Source organism: Streptomyces sp. NPDC002870 (genome assembly GCF_042888505.1).
Classification (GTDB): domain Bacteria; phylum Actinomycetota; class Actinomycetes; order Streptomycetales; family Streptomycetaceae; genus Streptomyces.
On record NZ_JBIAPW010000002.1, the window covers coordinates 436,423 to 459,228 of the forward strand.

Genomic DNA, 22,806 nt, shown 5'->3' on the forward strand with positions numbered 1-22,806 from the left:
GACGCGCCTTGACGCCGACGTCAACGACGGCGGTCAGTCGACGGGGTGCAGGGCTGAGCGCAGGGTGCCGATGGCCTGGGTGATGGCGCCCTCGGCGGCATTCGTCCCACGCAGGGCGTTGAGCATCACGAAGTCGTGGATGACGCCCTGGTAGCGGACGGCGGTGACGGGTACGCCCGCGGCGCGCAGCTTGCCGGCGTACGCCTCGCCCTCGTCGCGCAGGACGTCGGCCTCGGCGGTGATGACCAGGGCCGGGGGCAGACCGGTGAGCTGTTCGGTGCCGGCGCGCAGGGGCGACGCGGTGATCTGGGCGCGCTCGGCCTCGTCGGTCGTGTACTGGTCCCAGAACCACCGCATGCCGTCGCGGCGCAGGAAGTAGCCCTCGGCGAACTGGTGGTATGACGGGGTGTCGAACGCGGCGTCGGTCACCGGGTAGAAGAGCACCTGCTGGACCAGCGGGACATCGCCCCGCTCCTTGGCCATCAGGGTCAGCGCCGCGGTCATGTTGCCGCCGACCGAGTCGCCGGCGACCGCGATGCGCGTGGCGTCGAGGTCGCTGTGGAGGCTCTGGCGGGCTACCCACTGGGCGACGGCGTAGTTCTGCTCTATGGCGACCGGGTAGCGGGCCTCGGGCGAGAGGTCGTACTCGGGGAAGACGACCGCGGCCCCGGCGCCGACGGCCAGTTCGCGGACCAGACGGTCGTGGGTGTGCGCGTTGCCGAAGACCCAGCCCGCGCCGTGGATGTAGAGGATGACGGGGAGGGGACCCGTGGAGCCGGCCGGGCGGATGATCCGTGCCCGCACGCTGCCGGTGGGACCGCCCTGGACCGTCACCCACTCCTCGTCGACGGCAGGCTTGGCGATCTCGCCCGACTGGGCGTCATCGACTGCCTTGCGGCCCTCGGTGGGCGGCAGCTCGTACAGGTACGGCGGGTTGGCCGTGGCCTCGGCGAACGCGGCGGCGGCAGGTTCGAGAACGGGTCGTTCCGTGTTCTGGTTCATGCCGTGAAGACTAGCGTCCAATTTCCTCGGGCGCAAGTCAATCGTGCACGAGGTAATCGGGAACTAGGTAAGTGTGGGCGAGGTAAGCTGAGTGTGGCGTTGTCGATGAGAGGGAGAGGGGAGAGGCGGATGACCACTGCCCAGTCCGCGGCCTCGGAGCCGGCCGGGGTCCTGAAGGGCGTTTCCCTGCTGCTCGACGACCAGTTGTGCTTTGCCCTGTACGCGGCTTCGCGGGCTGTCACCGGCCGCTACCGCCCGCTGCTGGACGGCCTGGGGCTGACCTATCCGCAGTACCTGGTGATGCTCGTGCTCTGGGAGCACGGCTCGGTGCCCGTCAAGGAGCTGGGATCCGCGCTGCAGCTCGACTACGGCACCCTGACGCCCCTGCTCAAGCGCCTGGAGGCGAACGGACTGCTCCGGCGTGAGCGGGACCCCGGGGATGAGCGGCTGGTCGTGGTCAGCCTGACCGATGACGGTGTCGCACTGCGCGAGCGGGCCAAGGGTGTTCCACCCGCCATCAGCGACGCCATGGGGCTGACGCCCAGCGAGGCCGAGGACGCGAGGCGTCTGCTGCGCCGGCTGACCGGCAACGTCACCGGTCGCCCGTAACCGGCTCGAGTTCCCCGGCCCGCCGGCGCCCGTCGTCGCGCGGCCACGGTCAGCTCAGGCTTCGGCCTGCCGATATGTCCATGCACAGAAAAGTACCCCGGCGCCGAATTGACGGCCGGGGTATTTCTCTGCGTATATTGGATGTTTCCGTGCCCATGCGCAATAGAATGCATGGAGAAGTTCACAGGTGACACCATATCGCGTCAGGAGCTGAATTGTCAACCGAGGAATTGCATAATGAACAGCAATTCGTCTCCCTGCTCTACGAGCGCCTTGACGCACTCCGCGAGCAGGCCGAAGCCGCGGTCAAGACGACGATCGGGCAGGTCAGCACCGGTTTGCAGGCCCGGGTCGAGCGGGATGTGCTCGTTGCCCAGCAGTCCGGGCTGCTCTCCGGACTGAATGCGGTGGACTCGGGGCTCTGTTTCGGGCGTATCGATATGAAGGACGGCGCGCACCATCACATCGGGCGTATCGGAATGCGGGAGGGCGATTCGGAACGCACCCCGCTGCTCATCGACTGGCGCGCACCGGTCGCAAGGCCCTTTTACCTCGCCACCGGGTACGAGCCGATGGGGCTGCGCCGACGGCGGCACATCACCACCAAGGGGCGCACCGTCACCGCCCTTCACGACGAGATCCTCGACCTCGCCGACACCACCCGCACCGGGTACGAGGAACATGACGCGGACGCCGTGCTGCTCGCCGCGCTCGGGGCCGCGCGCACCGGGCGGATGGCCGACATCGTGCAGACCATCCAGGCCGAGCAGGACCGCATCATCCGGGCGTCGCGGCACGGCGTCCTCGTCGTCGAGGGCGGGCCCGGCACCGGGAAGACCGCGGTCGCGCTGCACCGGGCGGCGTATCTGCTCTACGCGCACCGCGAGCAGCTGGCCAGGCGCGCCGTGCTGATCGTGGGGCCCAACCCGGCGTTCCTCGGCTACATCGGCCAGGTGCTGCCTTCGCTCGGTGAGACGGGCGTGCTGCTGTCGACCATGGCCGAGCTCTTCCCCGGTGTACGCGCCACCGGCACCGACACACCCGAGGCCGCCGAGGTGAAGGGGCGCGCCGAGATGGCCGATGTGCTGGCCCGTGTCGTACGCGACCGGCAGGCGCTGCCCGAGTCTGTGCCCGAGAGCGACCGCGAGCGCGACCCCGAGACCGACCAGGAGGATCCGGACATCCTGCCCGGACCCGCGCTGGAGATCGAACACGAGGGGTACGGAATCCTGCGGCTCGATCGCGAGATGGCGTACGACGCCCGCGACGGTGCCCGCGCCACCGGGCTGCCGCACAATCTGGCCCGGCCGCACTTCGCCTTCCGGATCATCGACGCGCTGACCGCCCAGCTCACCGACCGGCTCGGCGCGGATCCCCTCGGCGGGCCGAACCTCCTCGGCCCCGACGACATCGCCCAGCTCGGCAAGGAGATCGCCACCAGTGCCGAGGTGCACGCGGCGATCGACGAGCTGTGGCCCCCGCTCACCCCGGAGCAGCTCGTCGCGGACTTCCTCGCCGCGCCCGAGGTGCAACTGGCCGAGAAGGACGCGGAGTTGGTCCGTCGGATCGCCGGACCCTGGACACCCGCCGATGTGCCGCTGCTGGACGAGGCCGCCGAACTCCTCGGCGTCGACGACAGCGCCCAGCGCGCCGCAGAGGAGGCCGAGCGGCAGGAGCGGATCGCCTATGCGCAGGGCGTGCTGGAGCTCTCCGCGGGCTCGAAGACGTACGAGTTCGAGGACGAGGAGTCCGAAGTGCTCGCCGCGCACGACATCATCGACGCCGAGCGGATGGCGGAGCGCCAGGAAGAGGCCGACCACCGCAGCGCCGCCGAGCGTGCCGCCGCCGACCGGACCTGGGCCTTCGGGCACATCATCGTCGACGAGGCGCAGGAGCTCTCGGCGATGGCGTGGCGGCTGCTGATGCGCCGTTGCCCCACCCGATCCATGACCCTGGTCGGCGACCCGGCCCAGACAGGCGACGCGGCGGGCTGCGGCTCGTGGCAGCGGATTCTCGAGCCGTACGTCGGCGACCGCTGGCAGCACACCCGCCTCGAGGTCAACTACCGTACGCCCGCCGAGATCATGGAGCTCGCGGCGGACGTACGGCGGAGCGAGGACCCGGCCTTCGAGCCGCCGCGCTCGGTGCGCTCGACGGGCGTGAAGCCGTGGGAGGCGGCCGTGTCCCCGGACGAACTGGCCGGTACCGTCGCCGAGCTGGTGGCCGGTGCGCCCCACGAGGGACGGCTCGCGGTGATCGCCCCCGGCGGGCTCCAGGCCGCCCTCGCGGCCGAGTTGCCCGACGCCGGCCAGGGGGCCGAACCGGACCTCACCAAGCCCGTCGTGCTGCTCGACCCGCGGCAGGCGAAGGGCCTGGAGTTCGACACGGTGATCGTCGTCGAGCCGGAGCTGATCCGCTCCGGCTCGGTACACGGCACGAACGACCTCTATGTGGCGCTCACCCGGGCGACCCAGCGCCTGGGCGTGGTGCGTACGGAGCACGGCCGGGACGGGTGAGGCTTGGTCTCAGGCTGTCGAGGCTCGGTCTCAGACCGGCCGCAGCCACAACGTCGCCAGCGGCGGCAGCGTCAGCTGAATGCTCGCCGGGCGGCCGTGCGACGGCACCGACTCCGGCTTCAGCGGGTCCGGGTTGAGCACATCGCTGCCGCCGTACCGCGCACCGTCCGTGTTGAGAGCCTCCCTCCACGCCTGCACCGCGTCCGGCACACCGAGCCGGTACTCGTGCCGCACCACCGGCGAGAAGTGGCACACGGCGAGCAGCGGCGCGCCCGAGGCGTCGTAGCGCAGGAACGAGAAGACATTGTCCTCGGCGGCATCGCCCTCCACCCAGGCGAAGCCCCCAGGGTCGGTGTCCCGCTGCCAGAGCGCCGGGGTGGCGCCGTACACCGTGTTCAGATCGCGCACCAGATGCCGCACCCCGCGGTGGTCCGCCTCCGCCGCGTACGACGGGTCGAGCAGCCACCAGTCCGGGCCGTGGCCCTCCGACCACTCGGCGCCCTGCGCGAACTCCTGGCCCATGAAGAGGAGTTGCTTGCCCGGGTGGGCCCACATGAAGCCCAGATAGGCGCGGTGGTTGGCGCGCTGCTGCCACCAGTCGCCCGGCATCTTGCTCACCAGCGACTGCTTGCCGTGCACCACCTCGTCGTGCGAGATCGGCAGCACATAGTTCTCGCTGTACGCGTACACCATCGAGAACGTCATCTCGTTGTGGTGGAACTTGCGGTGCACGGGCTCGTGCGAGACATAGCCCAGGGAGTCGTGCATCCAGCCCATGTTCCACTTCAGGCCGAAGCCGAGGCCGCCGAAGCCGCCCGGGCCGACATGGTGGGTGGCGCGGGTGACCCCGTCCCAGGCCGTGGACTCCTCGGCGATCGTCACGACGCCGGGGCAGCGCCGGTAGACGGTGGCGTTCATCTCCTGAAGGAAGCCGACCGCGTCCAGGTTCTCCCGGCCGCCGTGCACATTCGGTGTCCACTCGCCCTGCTCGCGGGAGTAGTCGAGGTAGAGCATCGAGGCGACGGCGTCCACCCGCAGGCCGTCGATGTGGAACTCCTCGCACCAGTACGTCGCGTTGGCGACCAGGAAGTTGCGCACCTCCTTGCGGCCGTAGTCGAACTCGAGGGTGCCCCAGTCCGGGTGCGCGGCACGCGCCGGGTCCTCGTGCTCGTACAGCGGGCGGCCGTCGAACTCCGCGAGCGCCCAGTCGTCCTTCGGGAAGTGCGCCGGCACCCAGTCGACGATCACGCCGATGCCCGCCCGGTGCAGGGCGTCGACCAGATGGCGGAAGTCGTCGGGAGTGCCCATTCGGGAGGTCGGGGCGTAGAAGCCGGTGACCTGATAGCCCCAGGAGCCGCCGAAGGGGTGCTCCGCGACCGGCATGAACTCCACATGCGTGAAGCCCAAGTCCTTTACGTACGCGGGGAGTTGCACAGCGAGCTGGCGGTAGGTCAGGCCCGGCCGCCAGGAGGGGAGATGCAGCTCGTAGACGGAGAACGGCGCCTCGTGCACCGGCCGCTCGCCGCGGTGCTCCATCCATTCCTCGTCATGCCACACATGGTGCGACTCCGTCACGATCGAGGCGTTGGCGGGCGGCACCTCGGCGCGCCGCGCCATCGGGTCGGCCCGCAGGGTGTGCGAACCGTCCGGGCGGGTGATGTCGAACTTGTAGAGCGCGCCCTCGCCGACCCCGGGAACGAACAGCTCCCAGACACCCGTCGAGCCGAGCGAGCGCATCGGGTGGCCGGTGCCGTCCCAGTAGTTGAAGTCGCCGACGACCCGCACCCCTTGAGCGTTGGGCGCCCACAGTGTGAACCGGGTGCCGGTGACGCCCCGGTGCGCCATCGGATGCGCGCCAAGCGCCCGCCACAGCTCCTCGTGCCGCCCCTCGCCGATCAGATGCAGATCGAGCTCGCCGAGCGAGGGCAGGAAGCGGTACGGATCCTGCACCTCGATCTCGATCTCGGTCCCGGAGTCGGTGCCGTCGTCGTACGCGACCAGCAGCTGGTACTCCGGGGCCGCGCGCAGCGGCAGCACACCCGAGAAGAACCCGCCGCCGTCCTCGTGCAGCTCGGCCCGCAGCCCCTTGGCGAGCACGGTCACCGACCGCGCGAACGGACGCAGTACCCGCAGCTCCACACCACCCCGCAGCTCGTGCGCGCCGAGCAGCGCGTGCGGATCGTGATGGGCGCCGGCCAGCAGCCGCTCCCGGTCACCGTCCGCGAGCGGCCGCGCGGCCCGCACGCCATGGCCGGCACCGGCCCGCGGCTTCGGCGCCGCGGTCTTCTTGGCCAGGGGCGCGCGGTCGGCCGCCCGTTTGGGCACATCGGGGTCGGAGGAATTGCGGGACGGGGGGCGGGCGCTCACGGGGGTCGGCCTCCTTGAGGCAGTGGGGATCAGGTGGTTGCGGCCAGGCGGTCGATCGCCGCCATCGGCACCGGAAGCCAGTCCGGGCGGTGCCGCGCCTCGTAGACGACCTCGTACACGGCCTTGTCCGTCTCGTACGCGCGCAGCAGTTCGGGATCGGCGCGGGGATCGTCGCCGCCGGCCTCGGCGTAGCCCTCGCAGTACGCCGTACGGCAGCGCTCCGCCCAGTCCGGGTTCCACGGTCGGTGCGTGCGGGCCGCGTAGTCGAACGAGCGGAGCATGCCGGCCACATCGCGCACCGGGGGCTGTGGCCTGCGGCGTTCACCGAGCGGCCGGGCGGGCTCGCCCTCGAAGTCGATGACCGACCAGTGGCCGTCGCCGTGCGGGCCGCCGCCGCGCAGGGTCTGTCCCAGATGGAGATCGCCGTGGACGCGCTGGGCCCGCCAGGCGCGGCCGCGACTGCCCATCGCGGCCAGCGCGTCGAAGGCGGCCCGCAGCCGTGGCACGTAGGGCAGCAGCGCGGGCACCGCCTGCGCGGCCGCTTCAAGGCGCTGGGTCATTGCGTCCGCCAGGTGCTCGGTCTGCGGCCGGCGCACCATCACGGTGGGCAGCTCGCCCGCGAGTGCCGTGTGCACCTCGGCGGTGACGCGGCCGAGCGCGCGGGCGTCGTCGGTGAAGGACCGCCCGGCGGCCAGCGAGTCCAGCGCGAGCAGCCAGCCGTCCTGCGAGCCGCGCAGGAACGGCTGCAGCACACCGAGGGTGCACGGCTCGGGCGAGGTGGCCTCGTACCAGGCGACCGGCACCGGGACCCGGTCGCACCCGGCGCGGGCCAGCGCGAGCGGCAGCTCCAGATCGGGGTTGGGGCCGGGGTGAACGCGACGGAAGAGCTTGAGGATGTACGCATCGCCGTACACCAGCGAGGAGTTGGACTGCTCTGCGTCCAGTCGGCGCGCGGCGAGACCGGCGGGGATGGCGGGGGCGCGGTCGAACCGGTCGAAGCGCAGCGGACCGAGAGCGCCCGGCGTGCGCAGCCGCTCCAGGATCAGCTCCGCGAGCCGCGGATCGTGCAGGCCCTCGTAGACGGTCCGCCCGGCCAGCGGGCCCTCGGCCAGATGGCCGATCAGCGCGGGCGCGAGATGCGGCGGCAGTGTCTCGCGTACGCCGAGGAGGAGTTGGTAGCAGTCCTGAGAGGAGGGGGCCGGAAGCCCTGGTTGCTTCACCCGCAGCAGCAGATGCAGCAGCCCGGGACCCGACCCGCCGTCCAGCGGCAGCAGCTCGGTCGCCGAGACGAGCGAGAACCCGGTGACCGGGTGGCCCTTGCCCGCGAACCACCGCTGGCGGGGCAGCCAGGCGTGCAGCAGCGGGGCGAGCGACGGGAGAAGAGCGACGGGAGTCCGGGTGGATGCAGCCTCCGACATGGCATCGCGTCCTTTCCCCGAGATGCACTCCAATGGCGCTGTATGCGCAGAGTGTCCCGGATTACAGCAGTGGCTGTCCGGCGGCGCGCGGGGATGAAGGGGAGAGTGCCCGGTGCGGGGCGGCGGAAACCGCCCCGCGGGAGGTACCTCTCGTTACTTTGGGTCAGCCGGTTACGGTGTCCTTTCTGATCCGGAACCAGTAGAAGCCGTGGCCTGCGAGAGTGAGCAGATAGGGCCACTGGCCGATGGCCGGGAACCGCACCCCGCCGATCAGCTCCACCGGATGCCGTCCGCTGAAGGCCCGCAGATCGAGCTCGGTGGGCTGCGCGAACCTTGAGAAGTTGTGCACGCAGAGCACGAGATCGTCCTTGTACTCGCGGGTGAAGGCGAGTACGGCCGGGTTCGACGACGGCAGTTCGGTGTACGAGCCGAGCCCGAAGGCACGGTTCTGCTTGCGGATCTCGATCATCCGCCGGGTCCAGTGCAGCAGCGACGACGGCGAGGCCATCGACGCCTCGACATTGGTGACCTGGTAGCCGTAGACCGGATCCATGATGGTGGGCAGATAGAGCCGGCCGGGGTCGCAGGAGGAGAATCCGGCGTTCCGGTCGGGTGTCCACTGCATCGGGGTCCGTACGGCGTCCCGGTCGCCCAGCCAGATGTTGTCGCCCATCCCGATCTCGTCGCCGTAATACAGAATCGGTGAGCCGGGCAGCGACAGCAGCAGCGCCGTGAACAGCTCGATCTGATTGCGGTCGTTGTCCAGCAGTGGCGCGAGCCTTCGGCGGATGCCGATATTGGCGCGCATCCGCGGGTCCTTGGCGTACTCCGCGTACATGTAGTCGCGCTCTTCGTCCGTGACCATCTCGAGGGTGAGCTCGTCGTGGTTGCGCAGGAAGATGCCCCACTGACAGTTCTGCGGGATCGCCGGGGTCTTGGAGAGGATTTCGGAGACCGGATAGCGGGACTCGCGCCGTACGGCCATGAAGATCCGTGGCATCACCGGGAAGTGGAACGCCATGTGGCATTCGTCGCCGCCGGCCGTGAAGTCGCCGAAGTAGTCGACGACGTCCTCCGGCCACTGGTTGGCCTCGGCGAGGAGCACGGTGTCCGGGTAGTGCGCGTCGATCTCCTTGCGCACCCGCCTGAGGAAGGAGTGGGTGGCGGGCAGGTTCTCGCAGTTGGTGCCCTCCTCCTGGTACAGGTACGGCACGGCGTCAAGACGGAAGCCGTCGATGCCCAGGTCCAGCCAGAAGCGCAGCGCCGAGACGATCTCCTCCTGCACCGCGGGGTTCTCGTAGTTGAGATCCGGCTGGTGGGAGAAGAAGCGGTGCCAGTAGTACTGCTTGCGCACCGGGTCGAAGGTCCAGTTGGACGTCTCGGTGTCGACGAAGATGATCCGGGCGTCCTGGTACTGCTTGTCGTCGTCGGCCCAGACGTAGTAGTCGCCGTAGGGTCCCTCAGGGTTGCTGCGGGACTCCTGGAACCACGGGTGCTGATCGCTGGTGTGGTTCATGACGAAGTCGATGATGACGCGCATGCCGCGCTGGTGCGCGGCGTCCACGAACTCCACGAAGTCGGCGAGGTCGCCGAAGTCGGGGAGGACGGCGGTGTAGTCGGAGACGTCGTAACCGCCGTCCCGGAGAGGGGACTTGAAGAATGGTGGCAGCCATAGGCAGTCCACGCCCAGCCACTGCAGATAGTCCAGCTTGGCGGTGATGCCCTTGAGGTCGCCGATGCCGTCGCCGTTGCTGTCCTGGAAGGATCGCACCAGGACTTCGTAGAACACGGCCCGCTTGAACCAGTCGGGGTCGCGGTCCTTGGCGGGGGTGTCCTCGAACAGGTCGTGGACGGGTTCATTGACGATCATGATGTGGGTGACCCTCCGATCGGCGGGGACGGTCGCAGAACGACGATGTGCGCGGGCGTGATGCCCGGCTCGAGGCGCACATAGTTGGCCCTGCCCCAGTGATAGGTCTCGCCGGTGAGCTCGTCGCGCACCGGTGCGCTCTCGTGCCAGTCGAGGCCGAGTTGCGGCATGTCCAACGAGACCGTGGCCTCCTGGGTGTGGTGGGGGTCGAGGTTGGCGATCACAATGACGGTGTCGCCGGTGTTCGGTCCCGAAGGGCCCTCGGCGGATTTCGAGTAGGCGATCACCGCGTCGTTGTCGGTGTGGTGGAAGTGGATGTCGCGCAGCTGCTGCAGCGCGGGGTGGCGGCGCCGGATCCGGTTGAGAGAGGTGATCAGGGGCGTGATGGTGCGACCCTCCCGTTCCGCCGACTCCCAGTCGCGCGGCCGTAGTTGGTACTTTTCCGAGTCCAGATACTCCTCGCTTCCGTCTCGCACGGGGACGTTTTCGCACAGTTCGTAGCCGGCGTAAACACCCCAGGAAGGCGACAGCGTCGCGGCCAGCACCGCTCGCACCTCGAACGCCGGGCGGCCGCCGTGCTGGAGGTAGGCGTGCAGGATGTCCGGGGTGTTCACAAAGAAGTTGGGGCGCATGTACGAGGCGGCGTCGCCGGAGAGCTCGGTGAGGTACTCGGTCAGCTCCTGCTTGGTGTTGCGCCAGGTGAAGTACGTGTACGACTGCTGGAAGCCGATGGCGGCGAGGGTGTGCATCATCGCCGGCCGGGTGAACGCCTCGGCCAGGAAGATCACGTCCGGGTCCGAGCGGTTGATGTCCGTGATCACCTTCTCCCAGAAGACGACGGGCTTGGTGTGCGGGTTGTCGACGCGGAAGATCCGTACGCCGTGGTCCATCCAGAAGCGCAGGATGCGCACGGTCTCGTTGACCAGCCCGCGCAAGTCCTGGTCGAAGGCGACCGGGTAGATGTCCTGGTACTTCTTGGGAGGGTTCTCGGCGTAGGCGATGGAGCCGTCCGCGCGGTGGTGGAACCACTCGGGGTGCTTCTCCACCCAGGGGTGGTCGGGTGAGCACTGGAGCGCGAAGTCCAGGGCGACCTCCATGCGCAGGGCGCCCGCCGTCTCGACGAAGTGGTCGAAGTCCTCGAACGTGCCGAGGTCGGGGTGGAGCGCGTCGTGGCCGCCGTCGGCGGAGCCGATGGCCCAGGGGACGCCGACATCGTGGGCGCCGGGGGAGAGGGTGTTGTTCGGGCCCTTGCGGTGGGTGGTGCCGATGGGGTGGACGGGCGGCAGATAGACGACGTCGAATCCCATCGCGGCGACGGCGGGCAGCCGCTCGGCGGCGGTGCGGAAGGTGCCGGACACGGGCGGCTCGCCCTCGGTGACGACAGCGCCCTCGGAGCGCGGGAACAGCTCGTACCAGGAGCCGAAGAGCGCGCGCCGGCGCTCCACCATGAGGGGCAACGGGCGGGAGGCGGTGACCAGTTCGCGCAACGGGTTGCGGGTGAGGGCGGCGCGGGCGTCGGGGGCGAGGGCCGCGGCGAGCCGGGCGGCGGCGGGCCGCGCCTCGTCGCGCAGCGCGTCGACGGCGGCGAGCACGGCCTCCCGGCCGTCGCGCTTGGGCACCCCGGCGGCGGCGCGCTCGTACAGCGCGGCGCCCTCGGCGAGCACCAGCGCGGTGTCGATGCCGGCGGGGATCTTGATCTGTGCGTGGTGCCGCCAGGTGGCGACCGGGTCGCTCCAGGCCTCGACGGCGTACGTCCAGCGCCCTTCGGAGTCCGGAGTGACGTCGGCGCCCCACCGGTCGGTGCCGGGCGCGAGTTCGCGCATGGGGCTCCAGGGTCCGGGGCGTCCGCTCGGGTCGCGCAGAACGACGTTGGCGGCGACCGCGTCATGGCCCTCGCGGAAGACGGTGGCGGTGACCTGGAAGGTCTCACCGGTCACGGCTTTTGCGGGCCTTCTTCCGCAGTCGAGTTGGGGGCGGACGTCCAGGACGGGGATGCGACCGATCATGAGATCACCTGAGGGCTGTGCGGGCAGGGCGGATTGAGCAGGATGGTCCGTTTTAGGGATACGGGTGCTTCTTTGTAGCTGCTCGGCCGACGACTGGCGTGCTGCGGGCATGGCCGCTCCTGTCCGCGTTCACTCGGGTGGGCGGAAAAGAATGTTGAGAGGGGTGCGGTGGGCCTGCGTACCGAATGAGCCTTCCCATGGGGTTCGGGTGGGCAATCCGGTGGATTGTTAACTACTAGGGCGTAGGTGGGTGCACAAGGTCTTCGCGGTGCGGGATGCGGGATCGGGGTTTCTGCTGGGGGTCCGGGGGTCTTCTCCCGGGGGATGCGGCACTGCTCGGGCGCAGCTGGGTGCACAAGGTCTTCGCGGTGCGGGATGCGGGATCGGGTTTCCGTCGACCCGTACAGCACGCGGGCCCCGACGCATTTCGCGTCGAGGCCCGCACCCGCACCCGTACCTCCCTGCCGCCTCAGATCACCGCGCCCCAGCTGGGCTCAGCGCCCCAGCTCGGCTCGGGCCTCCTCGTCGCCCTCATGACTGTTCCCCCGACCACATCTGCCACGGCTGACGCGCCACCCACTCGTCCACCGGCGACGGCTTCAGCGACAGCGCCTCCGCAGACGCGCCCTTGTCGCCCGCCATCAGGCCGGGCTCCAGCCCCGTCGCCATGTAGTGGTAGATCCCCGCCACCCCGGCCGCCGACTCGGCGCCCAGGATCTGCGCGAGGCCCTGCTCGAAGACGAGCGGCTCCAGCGGTACGTAGCGGACCTCGCGCCCGAGCCCCTGGCCGAACGCCGTCGCCAGTTCATGGCCCGTCAGCGTCCGCGCGCCGCCGATGTCGAAAGTGCGGCCCGCCACGCCGTCCACCGTGAGCGCCGCGTAGACCGCCTCGGCCAGGTCCCGGTGGGAGATCCACGCGGTCGGCGCGTCGGCCGGCAGCGGGTAGGCGAGCACGCCCTCGTTCACCAGGGCCGGGCCGTTCCACGGGCTGAAGAGGTTGTCCAGATAGACCGGCGGGCGTACGACCACCAGCTCCACGCCGCTCTGCGTGAGGCTCTCGCGGAACACCGTCTCGGCGAGCCTGCGGGTCTCGAAGGCCGCGACATTCGTGGTCCGGTCCGGGATGCGGGTGTTCGCGTTGTAGACCAGCCGCCGCACCCCGGACTCGCGCGCCGCCTTCGCGATGTACTGGGCGTACCGCATCACCTTCTCGGCCTGGTACACCAGCGGCAGCATCACCGCCGCGTGCGTGGCCCCTTCGAAGAGCTGGCGTACGTCCTCGTACCGCCCGAGGTCGCCGCCGGCGACAGAGACGCCGGGGAGCTCCGGGCGGTCCGCCGCGGGCTTGCGGCTCAGCGTGCGGACCCGGTGCTTCCGTTCGGCCAGCAGACGGGCCGTCGCGCCGCCCTGGAAGCCGGTCGCCCCCACGACCGCTACGCGCATCGGAATGTGATCGGACATGTGTCTGGAGAGCCCTTCGATAGGGTGTGGCTGCTGCCGTGCACGGCTCTTCCAGGCTCGCGTCGGCGAGTTCGGCCGATCAATTAACAAACCGGGGCGGAGGTTGAAGGATCGTCCAATGCAAGCGACGGACAGCGAAAGCGACGACCTCCTCAGCGAGCTGCTGAAACCCCTGCGTCTGACCGGGGTTTTCGACAGCCGATGGCACGTCAGCGCTCCCTGGGCCATCGAGGGCGACGCGGAACAGAGCTGCGCCGTCCTCCACTTCATCACCGAGGGCGGCTGCTGGATCACCGGCGAGGACCAGAACCCGCTCGAACTGCACGCCGGCGACCTCGCCCTGTTCCCGACCGGCACGGCCCACCGGCTCTCCGACCGGCCCGACCGGCGGGGCGTCGCGCTCGGCGCCGTACTCCCCGAACGGCAGCCCGGCACCTCCGGCGAGATCAGGATCGAGGGGGACGGGCCGGAGAGCCGGCTGCTCTGCGCCGGGCTGCACTACGACGCGTCCGCCGCCACCGGCCTCTATCAGGCGCTGCCCTGGGCGCTGGTGCTCGACGGCTCCCAGGTGGACAAGGAGCCGCTGCTGCGCGACACGCTGCGGCTGCTCGCCGCCACCGACCGCCCGGTCGGACCCGGCGACCGGCTGGTGACGCTGCGCGCCTTCGAGATGGCGCTGGTGCTCGCGCTGCGCCCGCTGCTGCGCGAACTCGCCGACAACCCCTCCTCGCTGCCCGTGCTGCGCCATCCCGGCATCAGCAAGGCGATGGTGATCATCGCGACGCGGTTCGCGGAGCCCTGGACCATCGAGTCGCTCGCCCGCAAGGTCGGCATGTCCCGCTCCGCCTTCACCGCCGCCTTCCGGGAGCTCGTCGGCGAGGCGCCCGCCCGGCATCTGACGGGGCGGCGGATGCAGGAGGCGGCCCGGCTGCTCGGCGAGACCTCGCTGCCCCAGTCGGCCGTGCCCGTGCGCGTCGGATACCAGAGCGCCGTCGGCTTCCACCTCGCCTTTCGCAAGTGGTATGGGATGACGCCGGGCGAGTACCGATCGGGAAGCCGCTCAGCTGCATGACTGGCCGGTTCTTAATCACCGCTGGACGGTCGTTCATTGCCCTGCGTCCTCGGCGGGAGACAGGCTCGACCGAGTCGAGAGCCATTCCGCTTGCGCCGTTTGAGGAGAGACGTTGACCAGGTCCGGCCAGGAATACCTCGAATCGCTGTGTGACGGGCGCGAGGTGTGGCTCGACGGCGAACGGGTCAAGGACGTCACCCGGCACCACGCCTTCCGCAACACCGCGGCGTCGATCGCGCACCTCTACGACCTGGCACACGACTCCGAGCACCGCGATGTGCTCACCTCCGGCGGGTTGCACCGCGCCTTCGCCGTTCCCCGCAGTTACGAGGACCTGGTCGCACGGCGCAGGGCGTACAAGGTGTGGGCGGAGTCGAGTTTCGGCTTCCTGGGCCGTACGCCCGACTACATGGCGGGCGGCGCCGCGGGCTTCGCGGCCGTGCCGCAGGTGTTCACCACCGACTCCTTCGACGGCGCCGAGAACGCCCTCGCGTACCACCGCAGGCTCGCAGAGAATGACCTGTACTCGGCTTTCACCATCAGCAACCCGCCGTCCGGCGAGGGGGACGACGACCTGGTGGTGCGGGCCGTCGCCGAGAAGGACGGCGGCATCGTGGTGCGCGGCGCCAAGATGATCGGCACCGGCGCGGTCTTCGCCGACGAGGTGATCGTCGGCACGATCGAGCCGCCGGCCCCCGAGGACGTGGAGCACGCGCTGTGCTTCTCGGTGCCCGTCGACACTCCTGGCCTGAAGTTCGTCTCGCGTACGTCGTACGAGGCACAGGCCCGCAGCGTCTTCGACAACCCGCTCTCCTCCCGCTTCGACGAGAACGACGCGCTGCTGGTGTGCGACGACGTCTTCGTACCGTGGGAGCGAGTGCTGACCTACCGCAACGTCGAGGCGACCGCCGCGATGTGGTGGCAGACCCCCGCCTATCTCAACTTCGGGCACCAGGCGGCCACCCGCTTCTGGACCAAGCTCGAATTCCTCACCGGTCTCGCCATCCTGCTGACCCGCACCAACAAGACGTACCAACTCCCGGCCGTCACCCAGGCGGTCGGGCGGCTGCTCGGCATGGTCGCCCAGGCCAAGGCCTTCGTGCTGGCCGCCGAGGCCGACTGCGAACAGGTCGACGGCGGCCGCGGCGGCGTCATGCCCGGCCAGGAGATCTCCTTCGCCCAGCGCATCATGGCCGGCGAGCTCTACCCGCGCGCCGTCCAGGAGATCAAGCTGCTGGCGGGCGGCGGGGTCATCCAGCTGCCCGCGTCCGCCGGGGATCTGCTCCACCCCGAGCTCGGTCCTGTCGTGAGGAAGTATCTGCGTGCGCCAGGAACCCCGGCCGAGGACCGGGTCAAGCTGCTCAAACTGGTCTGGGACGCGCTCGGTTCGGAGTTCGCCGGACGCCATGAGCAGTACGAGCGCTTCTACCACGGCGCCCCGCACGTGTATCTGACCATGCAGACGCGGGCGGGCGGCGCCGAGAACTGCGAGCAGCTGGCCCAGTCCTGTCTCGACGGCTACGGCCTGGGGACCGAGAAGTGACCTCGGCCCGCCCGGGCGCCGCGCTCGCGCTGCTCGCCTCCACCCAGCTGCTGCTGATCATGGACACCGCGATCATCAACGTCGCGCTGCCGTCGGTCGGCGAAGACCTCGGCTCCGGCTCGGCCGGGCTCTCCTGGGTCGCCAACGCCTACCTGATCACCTTCGGCGGGCTGCTGCTGCTCGGCGGCCGCACGGCCGATCTCCTCGGTCACCGGCGGCTCTATCTCACCGGGCTCGGCCTGCTCGCCGCCGCGTCCGCGGCCGGCGGCCTCGCCGGGACGGCGGGCACGCTGATCGCCGCGCGGGCCGCACAGGGCGTGGGGGCCGCCCTTGCCGCCGCGGCCGCCTTCGCGTTGCTGCTCAACCTCTTCCCGCACGGGCCGGGTCGGCACAAGGCCCTCGGCGCGTTCGCCGCGATGGGCGGACTCGGCGGCGTGCTGGGCACCGTACTCGGCGGAGTGCTCACCGATCTGCTCGGCTGGCGCTCCACGTTCTGGCTCAATGTGCTCGTCGCCCTCGCACTCGGGCTGCTCGCACCGCGCCTCCTCGACGGGGGGACGCGCAGCGCACAGCGCGGCTTCGACTTCGGCGGCGCGCTCACCGCCACCGGCGGCCTCGGGCTCGTCGCCTACGCACTCGTCGGCGCGGGCGAGTCGGGCTGGACCAGTGCCCGCACCCTCGCCGCGGGCGGTGCGGGCCTCGTGCTGCTGGCCGCATTCGCCGTACTGGAATCGAGGATCGCCCACCCACTCGTGCCGCCGGCCGTGCTGCGGCGGCCCGCGCTGCGCGACGCCAACGTCCTCAGTGCGCTCGCCCAGATGGCGCTCTTCCCGATGTTCTTCCTGGTCAGTCTCTATCTGCAGAGCGTGCTCGGACAGTCCCCGCTGACCGGCGGTCTCGGCCTGCTGCCGCTGTCACTCGTCGTCGTCGCCGTCGCGCCGCAGACCGGCCGCCTCATCTTCCGGGTCGGGCTCAGATCCACCATGACGCTCGGCTTCGCACTGCTCTGCGCCGGCATGGTGTGGCTGGCGCTCGCGCTCACCGCCGACGGCACCTTCGCCTCCACCGTTCTCGCGCCCAGCCTGGTCCTCGGCGTCGCCCTGCCGCTCGTCATGGTCACCACCAATGTGGCCGCCACCGCAGAGGCCGCGCCCGAGGAGACCGGACTCGCCTCCGGACTCATCAACACCAGCCAGCAGTTCGGCTCGGTGCTCGGACTCGCCGTCCTGGTGGCCGTCGCCACCGCCTCCGGCGGATCGTCGGCCGCCGCCCAGACCGCCGGCTTCCGCTCCGCGCTGCTGGCCGGCGCCGCCTTCGCGGCCCTGGCCGTCCTGCTCTCCGTACGGCTGCGGCCGGCCGTGCCCGCCATGGCGCCACGGCGCCAGGACCCTGTGGGCGGCCCCGTGGAGTGACGTGTGCGGCGAGAGCGTGCGGTGTACGCGTACGCATGCGGCGAAAGCGGCCGGTGACTGCGTGACGCGACCAGACCCGCATCCCACCCAATGAACCGATGTTGCCCGAGGGGGGCATTCCGTTGACCTTGTACGACCTTGTCGCGCCCGGTCTCGATCTGCACGACGAACCGCGCTACCGGATAGCCGAGATACGCGCGGCCGACCCGCTCGGCGCCGATGCCCTGCTCGCTGCGCTGCCCGGTATGAACGCCCACGCCGATGCGCCCGCGCTCACCGTCGCCCTGCGCACCCTGGTGCCCGACCCCGACCGGGTGGCCGCACTCGCCGTCACCGACGCGCTCGCCGCCATGCGCGACCTCGGGATCCTCCTCGGCTCGCTCAAACGGCACGGCGTCGAGCCCGTCGCCGCCGTGCCCGAAGTCCTGCCGGTGCTCGAAGAGCTGGGCCGGCGCACCGACATGGTGCCCCGCGACACGGTGCACCACTACACGACGTGGAACCCCCTCGGCGCCCGGCAGCGGATGTACACCGGTGACCGGATGGAGAGCAGTCTCCAGGACGCGGTCCGGATGGTCTTCCCCAGCCTGGTCGCCTCGCTCGACACCTGCGCGGAACTCGCCCGCCTCGAACCGTACGACCCGGGCTTCGTCCACGCACTCGACCGCACCGCCCAGCATGTGCAGTCGATGGTCGACTCCATCGACTTCACCGTCGCCAATGTCTCCCCGGCCTTCTTCGCACGGGAGATGCGCTCCTACTTCGAGGAGATCGACGTCGCGGGCGTCGACTACCTCGGCCCGGCCGCCGCCCAGGTGCCTCTCTGGCTGGTCGATCTGACGCTGTGGCAGTGCGACCGCAGCAGTCCGGCGTACGACGCCTTCCTCGACGATTCGGTGCAGTACAGCCTCCCGTCCTGGCGCGACCACTACGCCAAGCACAAGGGCGGCACCTCCGCGGTCTCCAAGCTGTCCGCCGCCGTCAGCTGGGAGGCGACCGACCGGCTGCCCCCGCAGCTCGCGGCGTCCGCAGCCTCCCTCGCCCGCGTGCTCCGCATCCTCAAGACCTTCCGCGCCCGCCATATGACCATCGCGCGCAAGGCGTACAGCGACGAGTTACGGCTGTACGACGTGGGCAGCGGCGGCGCCCCGATCGAGCTGCTTCGCTCGGTGCTCTACCTGACCCGGGACAACGAGACCCTCGTACACCGTTCCGTCGAGCGGCCGCGCACTCCCGCTGCCTGACCGTCCCAGGAGGTCCGACCCCATGACCCACATCATGATCGCCGGTGGTGGAATAGCCGGGCTCAGCGCCGCACTGGCCCTGCACACCGCGGGATTCGAGCGCGTCACCGTCGTGGAGGCGGCCAGTGAGATCCAGCCGGTCGGCGCCGGGCTGAACATCATGCCCAACGCGGTACGTGAACTCGACGCTCTCGGGCTGCTCGACCGGCTCGAAGAACGCGCCTTATGCACCCGCGAGCTGCGCTACTACCACCGCAGCGGCGGCCTGATCTCCCGCGAGCCGCGCGGCCTCGGCGCCGGATACCACTGGCCGCAGCTCTCCATCCAGCGCGGCGAACTCCAGCTCGCGCTGGCCGACGCGGTACGCACCCGGCTCGGCCACGGCGCGCTGGTGTGCGGCGTCAAGGTCACCGGCCTCGAACCGCTTCCCGACGGCCGCCCCCGCGTCCAGCTGGAGCACCGCGACGGCGCCCGCCGCGGCAAGGCGTCCCTCGAACCCGACGTCCTCATCGGCGCCGACGGCATCCGCTCGACGGTCCGCGCGGCCCTCAACCCCGGCGAGGGCGAGCCGCCGTGGAACGGCATGCTGGTGTGGCGCGGCGTCTCCTCGCTGCCCGCCGACCGGATCGGCGCCTTCATGTTCATCGCGGGCGACGACCGTCAGAAGGCCGTCGTCTACCCGATGACAGAGCCGGCCAGGGACACCGGCGAGGTGCTGGTCAACTGGGCGCTCGCGATGCCCGCCGAATCCGTCGGGGACTCTACGCGCGGCGACTGGAACCGGCCGGTGCCCGTCGCCAGATTCCTGCACCACTACGAGGGCTGGGAATTCGACGGCGTCAGCGTCCCCGAGGTGCTCCGGGCGGCCGAAGGCGCCTTCGAGTACCCCATGGTGGACCGTGAGCCGCTGCCGCGCTGGTCCCTCGGACGTACGACGCTGATCGGCGACGCCGCACACGCCATGTACCCGATCGGGTCCAATGGCGCGACCCAGTCCATCGTGGACGGCCGGGCCCTCGCCCACGCCATGGCCATGCACCGCGACCCGGCCGACGCGCTCGCCGCGTACGAAGCCGGGCGCAGGCCCGCCATGACCGAGCTTCAGCGGGCCAACCGGCGGCTGGGCCCCGAGGTTGTCATCAACCTCGCCCACGAGCGGGCCCCCGGCGGCTTCACCGACATCCACGAGGTGATCCCGCAGTCGGAACTCGCCGAGATTTCCGCACGGTATGCGGCCACCGGGGCGTTCGACCCGCAGACCGTCAACCAGGGCTCTCCCTACGGTTCGACGGTGCGTGCGCCACGCTGAACGCCCCGGCGGGCATCCGCCGTACGGCCGTGCGCCGTGGCTGCGAGGGCAGGGCCGGCACTACCGTCTGTGGGTGACGGAGAGGCGCACACCGTCGTGCGTCCCCTCGGATGTGTACCTCCCCTGCGAAGGTGGGACCCGTGAAGGCCATTCGTCGATTCACCGTCCGCCCCGTCCTCCCCGAACCGCTCCGACCGCTCAGCGACCTCGCGCGCAATCTGCGCTGGTCCTGGCACACCGAGACCCGTGACCTCTTCCAGGCTGTCGACCCCGAGGGGTGGCAGGCGGCAGGAGGTGACCCCGTGCGGCTGCTCGGGTCCGCGTCCGCCGCCCGGCTGGCAGCGCTGGCCCAAGACCGCCGTTTTCTGCGCAGACTGGCCGCCGTCGCCGACGACCTGGACGACTACCTGCACGGGCGCAGGTGGTACCAGGCGCACAGCGGCTCCGCCGCGGACAGCGGGCCCACCGGGCCCGAATTCCCGGCAGCGGTCGCCTACTTCTCACCCGAGTTCGGCGTCACCGCCGCACTGCCCCAGTACTCCGGCGGCCTAGGCATCCTCGCCGGCGACCATCTCAAGGCCGCGAGCGACCTCGGCGTACCGCTGATCGGCGTCGGGCTGCTCTACCGCCACGGCTACTTCCGCCAGTCGCTGTCCCGTGACGGCTGGCAGCAGGAGCACTACCCCCTGCTCGACCCCAACGAGCTGCCGGTCAGCCTGCTGCGGGAGCCCGAAGGGACACCCGCCCGGGTGTCCCTCGCGCTGCCCGGCGGGCGCTCGCTGCACGCCCACATCTGGGTGGCGCAGGTCGGCCGCGTACCACTGCTGATGCTCGACTCGGACGTCGAGGAGAACGGCCCCGGCGAGCGCGATGTCACCGACCGGCTGTACGGCGGCGGCAGCGAGCACCGGCTCCTGCAGGAGATGCTGCTGGGGATCGGGGGCGTACGGGCGGTGCGGACGTACTGCCGGCTGACCGGCCATCCGGCCCCCGAGGTGTTCCACACCAACGAGGGACACGCCGGCTTCCTCGGCCTGGAGCGCATCCGCGAACTGGGGGAGTCCCCCGAAAGCGGCGGCCAGGGCCTGGACTTCGACTCCGCGCTGGAGGCCGTGCGCGCCGGGACCGTGTTCACCACCCATACCCCGGTCCCCGCCGGGATCGACCGCTTCGACCGCGAGCTCGTCGCCCGGCACTTCGGGGAGCGCGGGGAACTGCCCGGAGTGCCGGTGGAGAAGGTGCTCCAGCTCGGCATGGAGACCTATCCGGGCGGCGAGGCCAACCTGTTCAACATGGCGGTGATGGGGCTGCGGCTGGCCCAGCGCGCCAACGGCGTCTCCACCCTGCACGGTGCCGTCAGCCGCGGCATGTTCGCCGGGCTGTGGCCCGGCTTCGACGCCGAGGAGGTGCCGATCACCTCCGTCACCAACGGTGTGCACGCGCCGACCTGGGTGGCTCCCCAGGTGTTCCGGCTCGGCGCGCGCCAGATCGGCACGAGCCGGGCCGAGGACGCCCTGTCCGTCGGCGGATCCGAACGCTGGGACTCCGTCGCCGACATCCCGGACGACGACATCTGGGAGCTCCGCCGCGAGCTGCGCGAACAGCTGGTCATGGAGGTACGGGACCGGCTGCGGGCCTCCTGGCGGCAGCGCGGCGCGGGCGCCGCGGAACTGGGCTGGATCGACGGGGTGCTGGACCCCGACGTGCTGACCATCGGCTTCGCCCGCCGGGTTCCCTCGTACAAGCGGCTCACCCTGATGCTGCGCGACCGCGACCGGCTGATGGAGCTGCTGCTGCATCCGACCAGGCCGGTCCAGATCGTCGTCGCGGGCAAGGCGCACCCGGCGGACGACGGCGGCAAGCGTCTCGTACAGGAGCTGGTGCGGTTCGCGGACGATCCGCGGGTGCGGCACCGGATCGTCTTCCTGCCGGACTACGGCATGGCGATGGCGCAGAAGCTGTATCCCGGCTGCGACGTCTGGCTCAACAATCCTCTGCGCCCCCTGGAGGCGTGCGGGACGAGCGGGATGAAGGCCGCGCTCAACGGCTGTCTCAATCTGTCCGTGCTGGACGGCTGGTGGGACGAGTGGTTCGAGCCGGACTTCGGCTGGGCGATTCCGACGGCCGACGGCTCGGCGACCGACGAGGACCGCCGTGACGAGCTGGAGGCGGGCGCGCTGTACGAGCTGATCGAGAACCGGGTGGCGCCCCGCTTCTACGACCGGGGCGCGGGCGGGCTGCCGCAGCGCTGGATCGAGATGGTCCGCCGCACGCTGACCACGCTCGGCCCCAAGGTCCTCGCGGGCCGCATGGTGCGGGAGTACGTGGAGCGGTTGTACGCCCCCGCCGCCCGCGCCCACCGGTCCATGGACGCGGACGCGGCCCGGGAGCTGGCGGCCTGGAAGGCGCGGGTGCGGGTGGCCTGGCCACAGGTGGCCGTCGACCATGTGGAGGCCCTGGAGGAGGCCGCTGCGGAGAGCACGGCGGAGCTGGGTGCGACGCTCGCGCTGCGGGTGCGGGTCGCCCTCGGCGAACTCCAGCCGGACGACGTGGAGGTGCAGGCGGTGGCCGGCCGCGTCGACTCCGACGACGCGATCGCCGACGCCCAGACCTCCCCGCTGAAGCCGGCGGGCGGTCCGGACATGGAGGGCCGCTGGGTCTACGAGGGGCCGCTCTGCCTGGACCGCACGGGCCCGTTCGGCTATACGGTGCGCATCCTGCCGACTCACCCGCTGCTTGCGGCGAGCGCGGACCTGGGTCTGGTGGCGCTGCCGACGGAGGCGACGGGGGAGGGCGCGGGAGTGCTGATGCGCTGAGGAGGGGAGGGGGGGGGGGGGGGGGGGGGGGGGGGGGGGGGGGGGGCGCCCGCCGGGGGGGGGGGGGGCCCGCCCGCCCCCCCCCCCGCGCCCCCCGCCCCCCCCCCCCCCCCCCCCCCCCCCCCCCCCCCCCCCCCCCCACTCTGCTCGTGACGGGAGGG

14 protein-coding genes are annotated in these 22,806 nt (G+C 70.9%); 8 read left to right on the forward strand and 6 right to left on the reverse strand.

What is annotated here, in order from left to right; all coding sequences use genetic code 11:
- Positions 1–33 precede the first annotated feature (33 nt).
- The gene (locus ACFYWY_RS04510; protein WP_389179512.1) at positions 34–1,002 is read right to left on the reverse strand and encodes an alpha/beta hydrolase; all 969 of its coding nucleotides are present in this window, start codon (positions 1,000–1,002) and stop codon (positions 34–36) included.
- Between the two features lie 129 nt (positions 1,003–1,131).
- Between ACFYWY_RS04510 and ACFYWY_RS04515 the strand changes: the two genes are divergently transcribed.
- Both ACFYWY_RS04515 and ACFYWY_RS04520 read left to right on the forward strand, forming a co-directional pair.
- Positions 1,132–1,611, forward strand: coding sequence for a MarR family winged helix-turn-helix transcriptional regulator (locus tag ACFYWY_RS04515; RefSeq protein ID WP_389179515.1), 480 nt, complete (start codon positions 1,132–1,134; stop codon positions 1,609–1,611).
- 215 nt (positions 1,612–1,826) lie between these two features.
- Positions 1,827–4,127: a HelD family protein gene (locus ACFYWY_RS04520; protein ID WP_389179518.1), complete on the forward strand. Its 2,301-nt coding sequence runs from the start codon at positions 1,827–1,829 to the stop codon at positions 4,125–4,127.
- A gap of 30 nt (positions 4,128–4,157) precedes the next feature.
- On the opposite strand, the gene glgB is transcribed toward ACFYWY_RS04520, so the two are convergent.
- The 5 genes from glgB to ACFYWY_RS04545 form a co-directional block, all read right to left on the reverse strand.
- Positions 4,158–6,422 carry a 1,4-alpha-glucan branching enzyme gene (gene glgB / locus ACFYWY_RS04525; protein ID WP_389179605.1) on the reverse strand — a complete coding sequence of 755 codons (2,265 nt, stop codon included), beginning with the start codon at positions 6,420–6,422 and terminating at the stop codon, positions 4,158–4,160.
- Positions 6,423–6,523: 101 nt separating this feature from the next.
- On the reverse strand, positions 6,524–7,912 hold the full coding sequence (locus ACFYWY_RS04530) for a maltokinase (protein WP_389179520.1): 1,389 nt from the start codon (positions 7,910–7,912) through the stop codon (positions 6,524–6,526).
- A gap of 163 nt (positions 7,913–8,075) precedes the next feature.
- Positions 8,076–9,782: a maltose alpha-D-glucosyltransferase gene (gene treS, locus ACFYWY_RS04535; protein WP_389179522.1), complete on the reverse strand. Its 1,707-nt coding sequence runs from the start codon at positions 9,780–9,782 to the stop codon at positions 8,076–8,078.
- The gene (locus tag ACFYWY_RS04540) at positions 9,779–11,788 is read right to left on the reverse strand and encodes a maltotransferase domain-containing protein (protein ID WP_389179525.1); all 2,010 of its coding nucleotides are present in this window, start codon (positions 11,786–11,788) and stop codon (positions 9,779–9,781) included. Before ACFYWY_RS04540 ends, treS begins: the two co-directional genes overlap by 4 nt.
- A 531-nt stretch (positions 11,789–12,319) precedes the next feature.
- Positions 12,320–13,249 carry an SDR family oxidoreductase gene (locus ACFYWY_RS04545; RefSeq protein WP_389179528.1) on the reverse strand — a complete coding sequence of 310 codons (930 nt, stop codon included), beginning with the start codon at positions 13,247–13,249 and terminating at the stop codon, positions 12,320–12,322.
- Between the two features lie 118 nt (positions 13,250–13,367).
- Here ACFYWY_RS04545 and ACFYWY_RS04550 point away from each other — a divergent pair, with 118 nt between their 5' ends.
- The 6 genes from ACFYWY_RS04550 (at position 13,368) to glgP (ending at position 22,645) form a co-directional block, all read left to right on the forward strand.
- Positions 13,368–14,321, forward strand: coding sequence for an AraC family transcriptional regulator (locus tag ACFYWY_RS04550; RefSeq protein ID WP_389179531.1), 954 nt, complete (start codon positions 13,368–13,370; stop codon positions 14,319–14,321).
- Between the two features lie 112 nt (positions 14,322–14,433).
- Positions 14,434–15,864, forward strand: a complete 1,431-nt coding sequence (locus tag ACFYWY_RS04555; RefSeq protein ID WP_389179534.1) for a 4-hydroxyphenylacetate 3-hydroxylase family protein — start codon at positions 14,434–14,436, stop codon at positions 15,862–15,864.
- Positions 15,861–17,276: an MFS transporter gene (locus ACFYWY_RS04560; RefSeq protein ID WP_389179537.1), complete on the forward strand. Its 1,416-nt coding sequence runs from the start codon at positions 15,861–15,863 to the stop codon at positions 17,274–17,276. Before ACFYWY_RS04555 ends, ACFYWY_RS04560 begins: the two co-directional genes overlap by 4 nt.
- A 122-nt stretch (positions 17,277–17,398) precedes the next feature.
- Positions 17,399–18,520, forward strand: a complete 1,122-nt coding sequence (locus ACFYWY_RS04565; protein WP_389179540.1) for a monodechloroaminopyrrolnitrin synthase PrnB family protein — start codon at positions 17,399–17,401, stop codon at positions 18,518–18,520.
- A gap of 22 nt (positions 18,521–18,542) precedes the next feature.
- Entirely contained in the window at positions 18,543–19,829 is a 1,287-nt protein-coding gene (locus ACFYWY_RS04570; RefSeq protein WP_389179543.1) for a flavin-dependent oxidoreductase, read from the forward strand.
- Between the two features lie 140 nt (positions 19,830–19,969).
- The gene (gene glgP, locus ACFYWY_RS04575) at positions 19,970–22,645 is read left to right on the forward strand and encodes an alpha-glucan family phosphorylase (protein ID WP_389179546.1); all 2,676 of its coding nucleotides are present in this window, start codon (positions 19,970–19,972) and stop codon (positions 22,643–22,645) included.
- Positions 22,646–22,806: the final 161 nt, after the last annotated feature.

Excerpts from the sequence above, each read along its gene's own strand:
- ACFYWY_RS04510 (WP_389179512.1), bottom strand. The coding sequence starts at position 1,002 with ATGAACCAGAACACGGAACGACCCGTTCTCGAACCTGCCGCCGCCGCG.
- ACFYWY_RS04515 (WP_389179515.1), top strand. The coding sequence starts at position 1,132 with ATGACCACTGCCCAGTCCGCGGCCTCGGAGCCGGCCGGGGTCCTGAAG.
- ACFYWY_RS04530 (WP_389179520.1), bottom strand. The coding sequence starts at position 7,912 with ATGTCGGAGGCTGCATCCACCCGGACTCCCGTCGCTCTTCTCCCGTCG.
- treS (WP_389179522.1), bottom strand. The coding sequence starts at position 9,782 with ATGATCGTCAATGAACCCGTCCACGACCTGTTCGAGGACACCCCCGCC.
- ACFYWY_RS04540 (WP_389179525.1), bottom strand. The coding sequence starts at position 11,788 with ATGATCGGTCGCATCCCCGTCCTGGACGTCCGCCCCCAACTCGACTGC.
- ACFYWY_RS04545 (WP_389179528.1), bottom strand. The coding sequence starts at position 13,249 with ATGTCCGATCACATTCCGATGCGCGTAGCGGTCGTGGGGGCGACCGGC.
- ACFYWY_RS04550 (WP_389179531.1), top strand. The coding sequence starts at position 13,368 with ATGCAAGCGACGGACAGCGAAAGCGACGACCTCCTCAGCGAGCTGCTG.
- ACFYWY_RS04570 (WP_389179543.1), top strand. The coding sequence starts at position 18,543 with ATGACCCACATCATGATCGCCGGTGGTGGAATAGCCGGGCTCAGCGCC.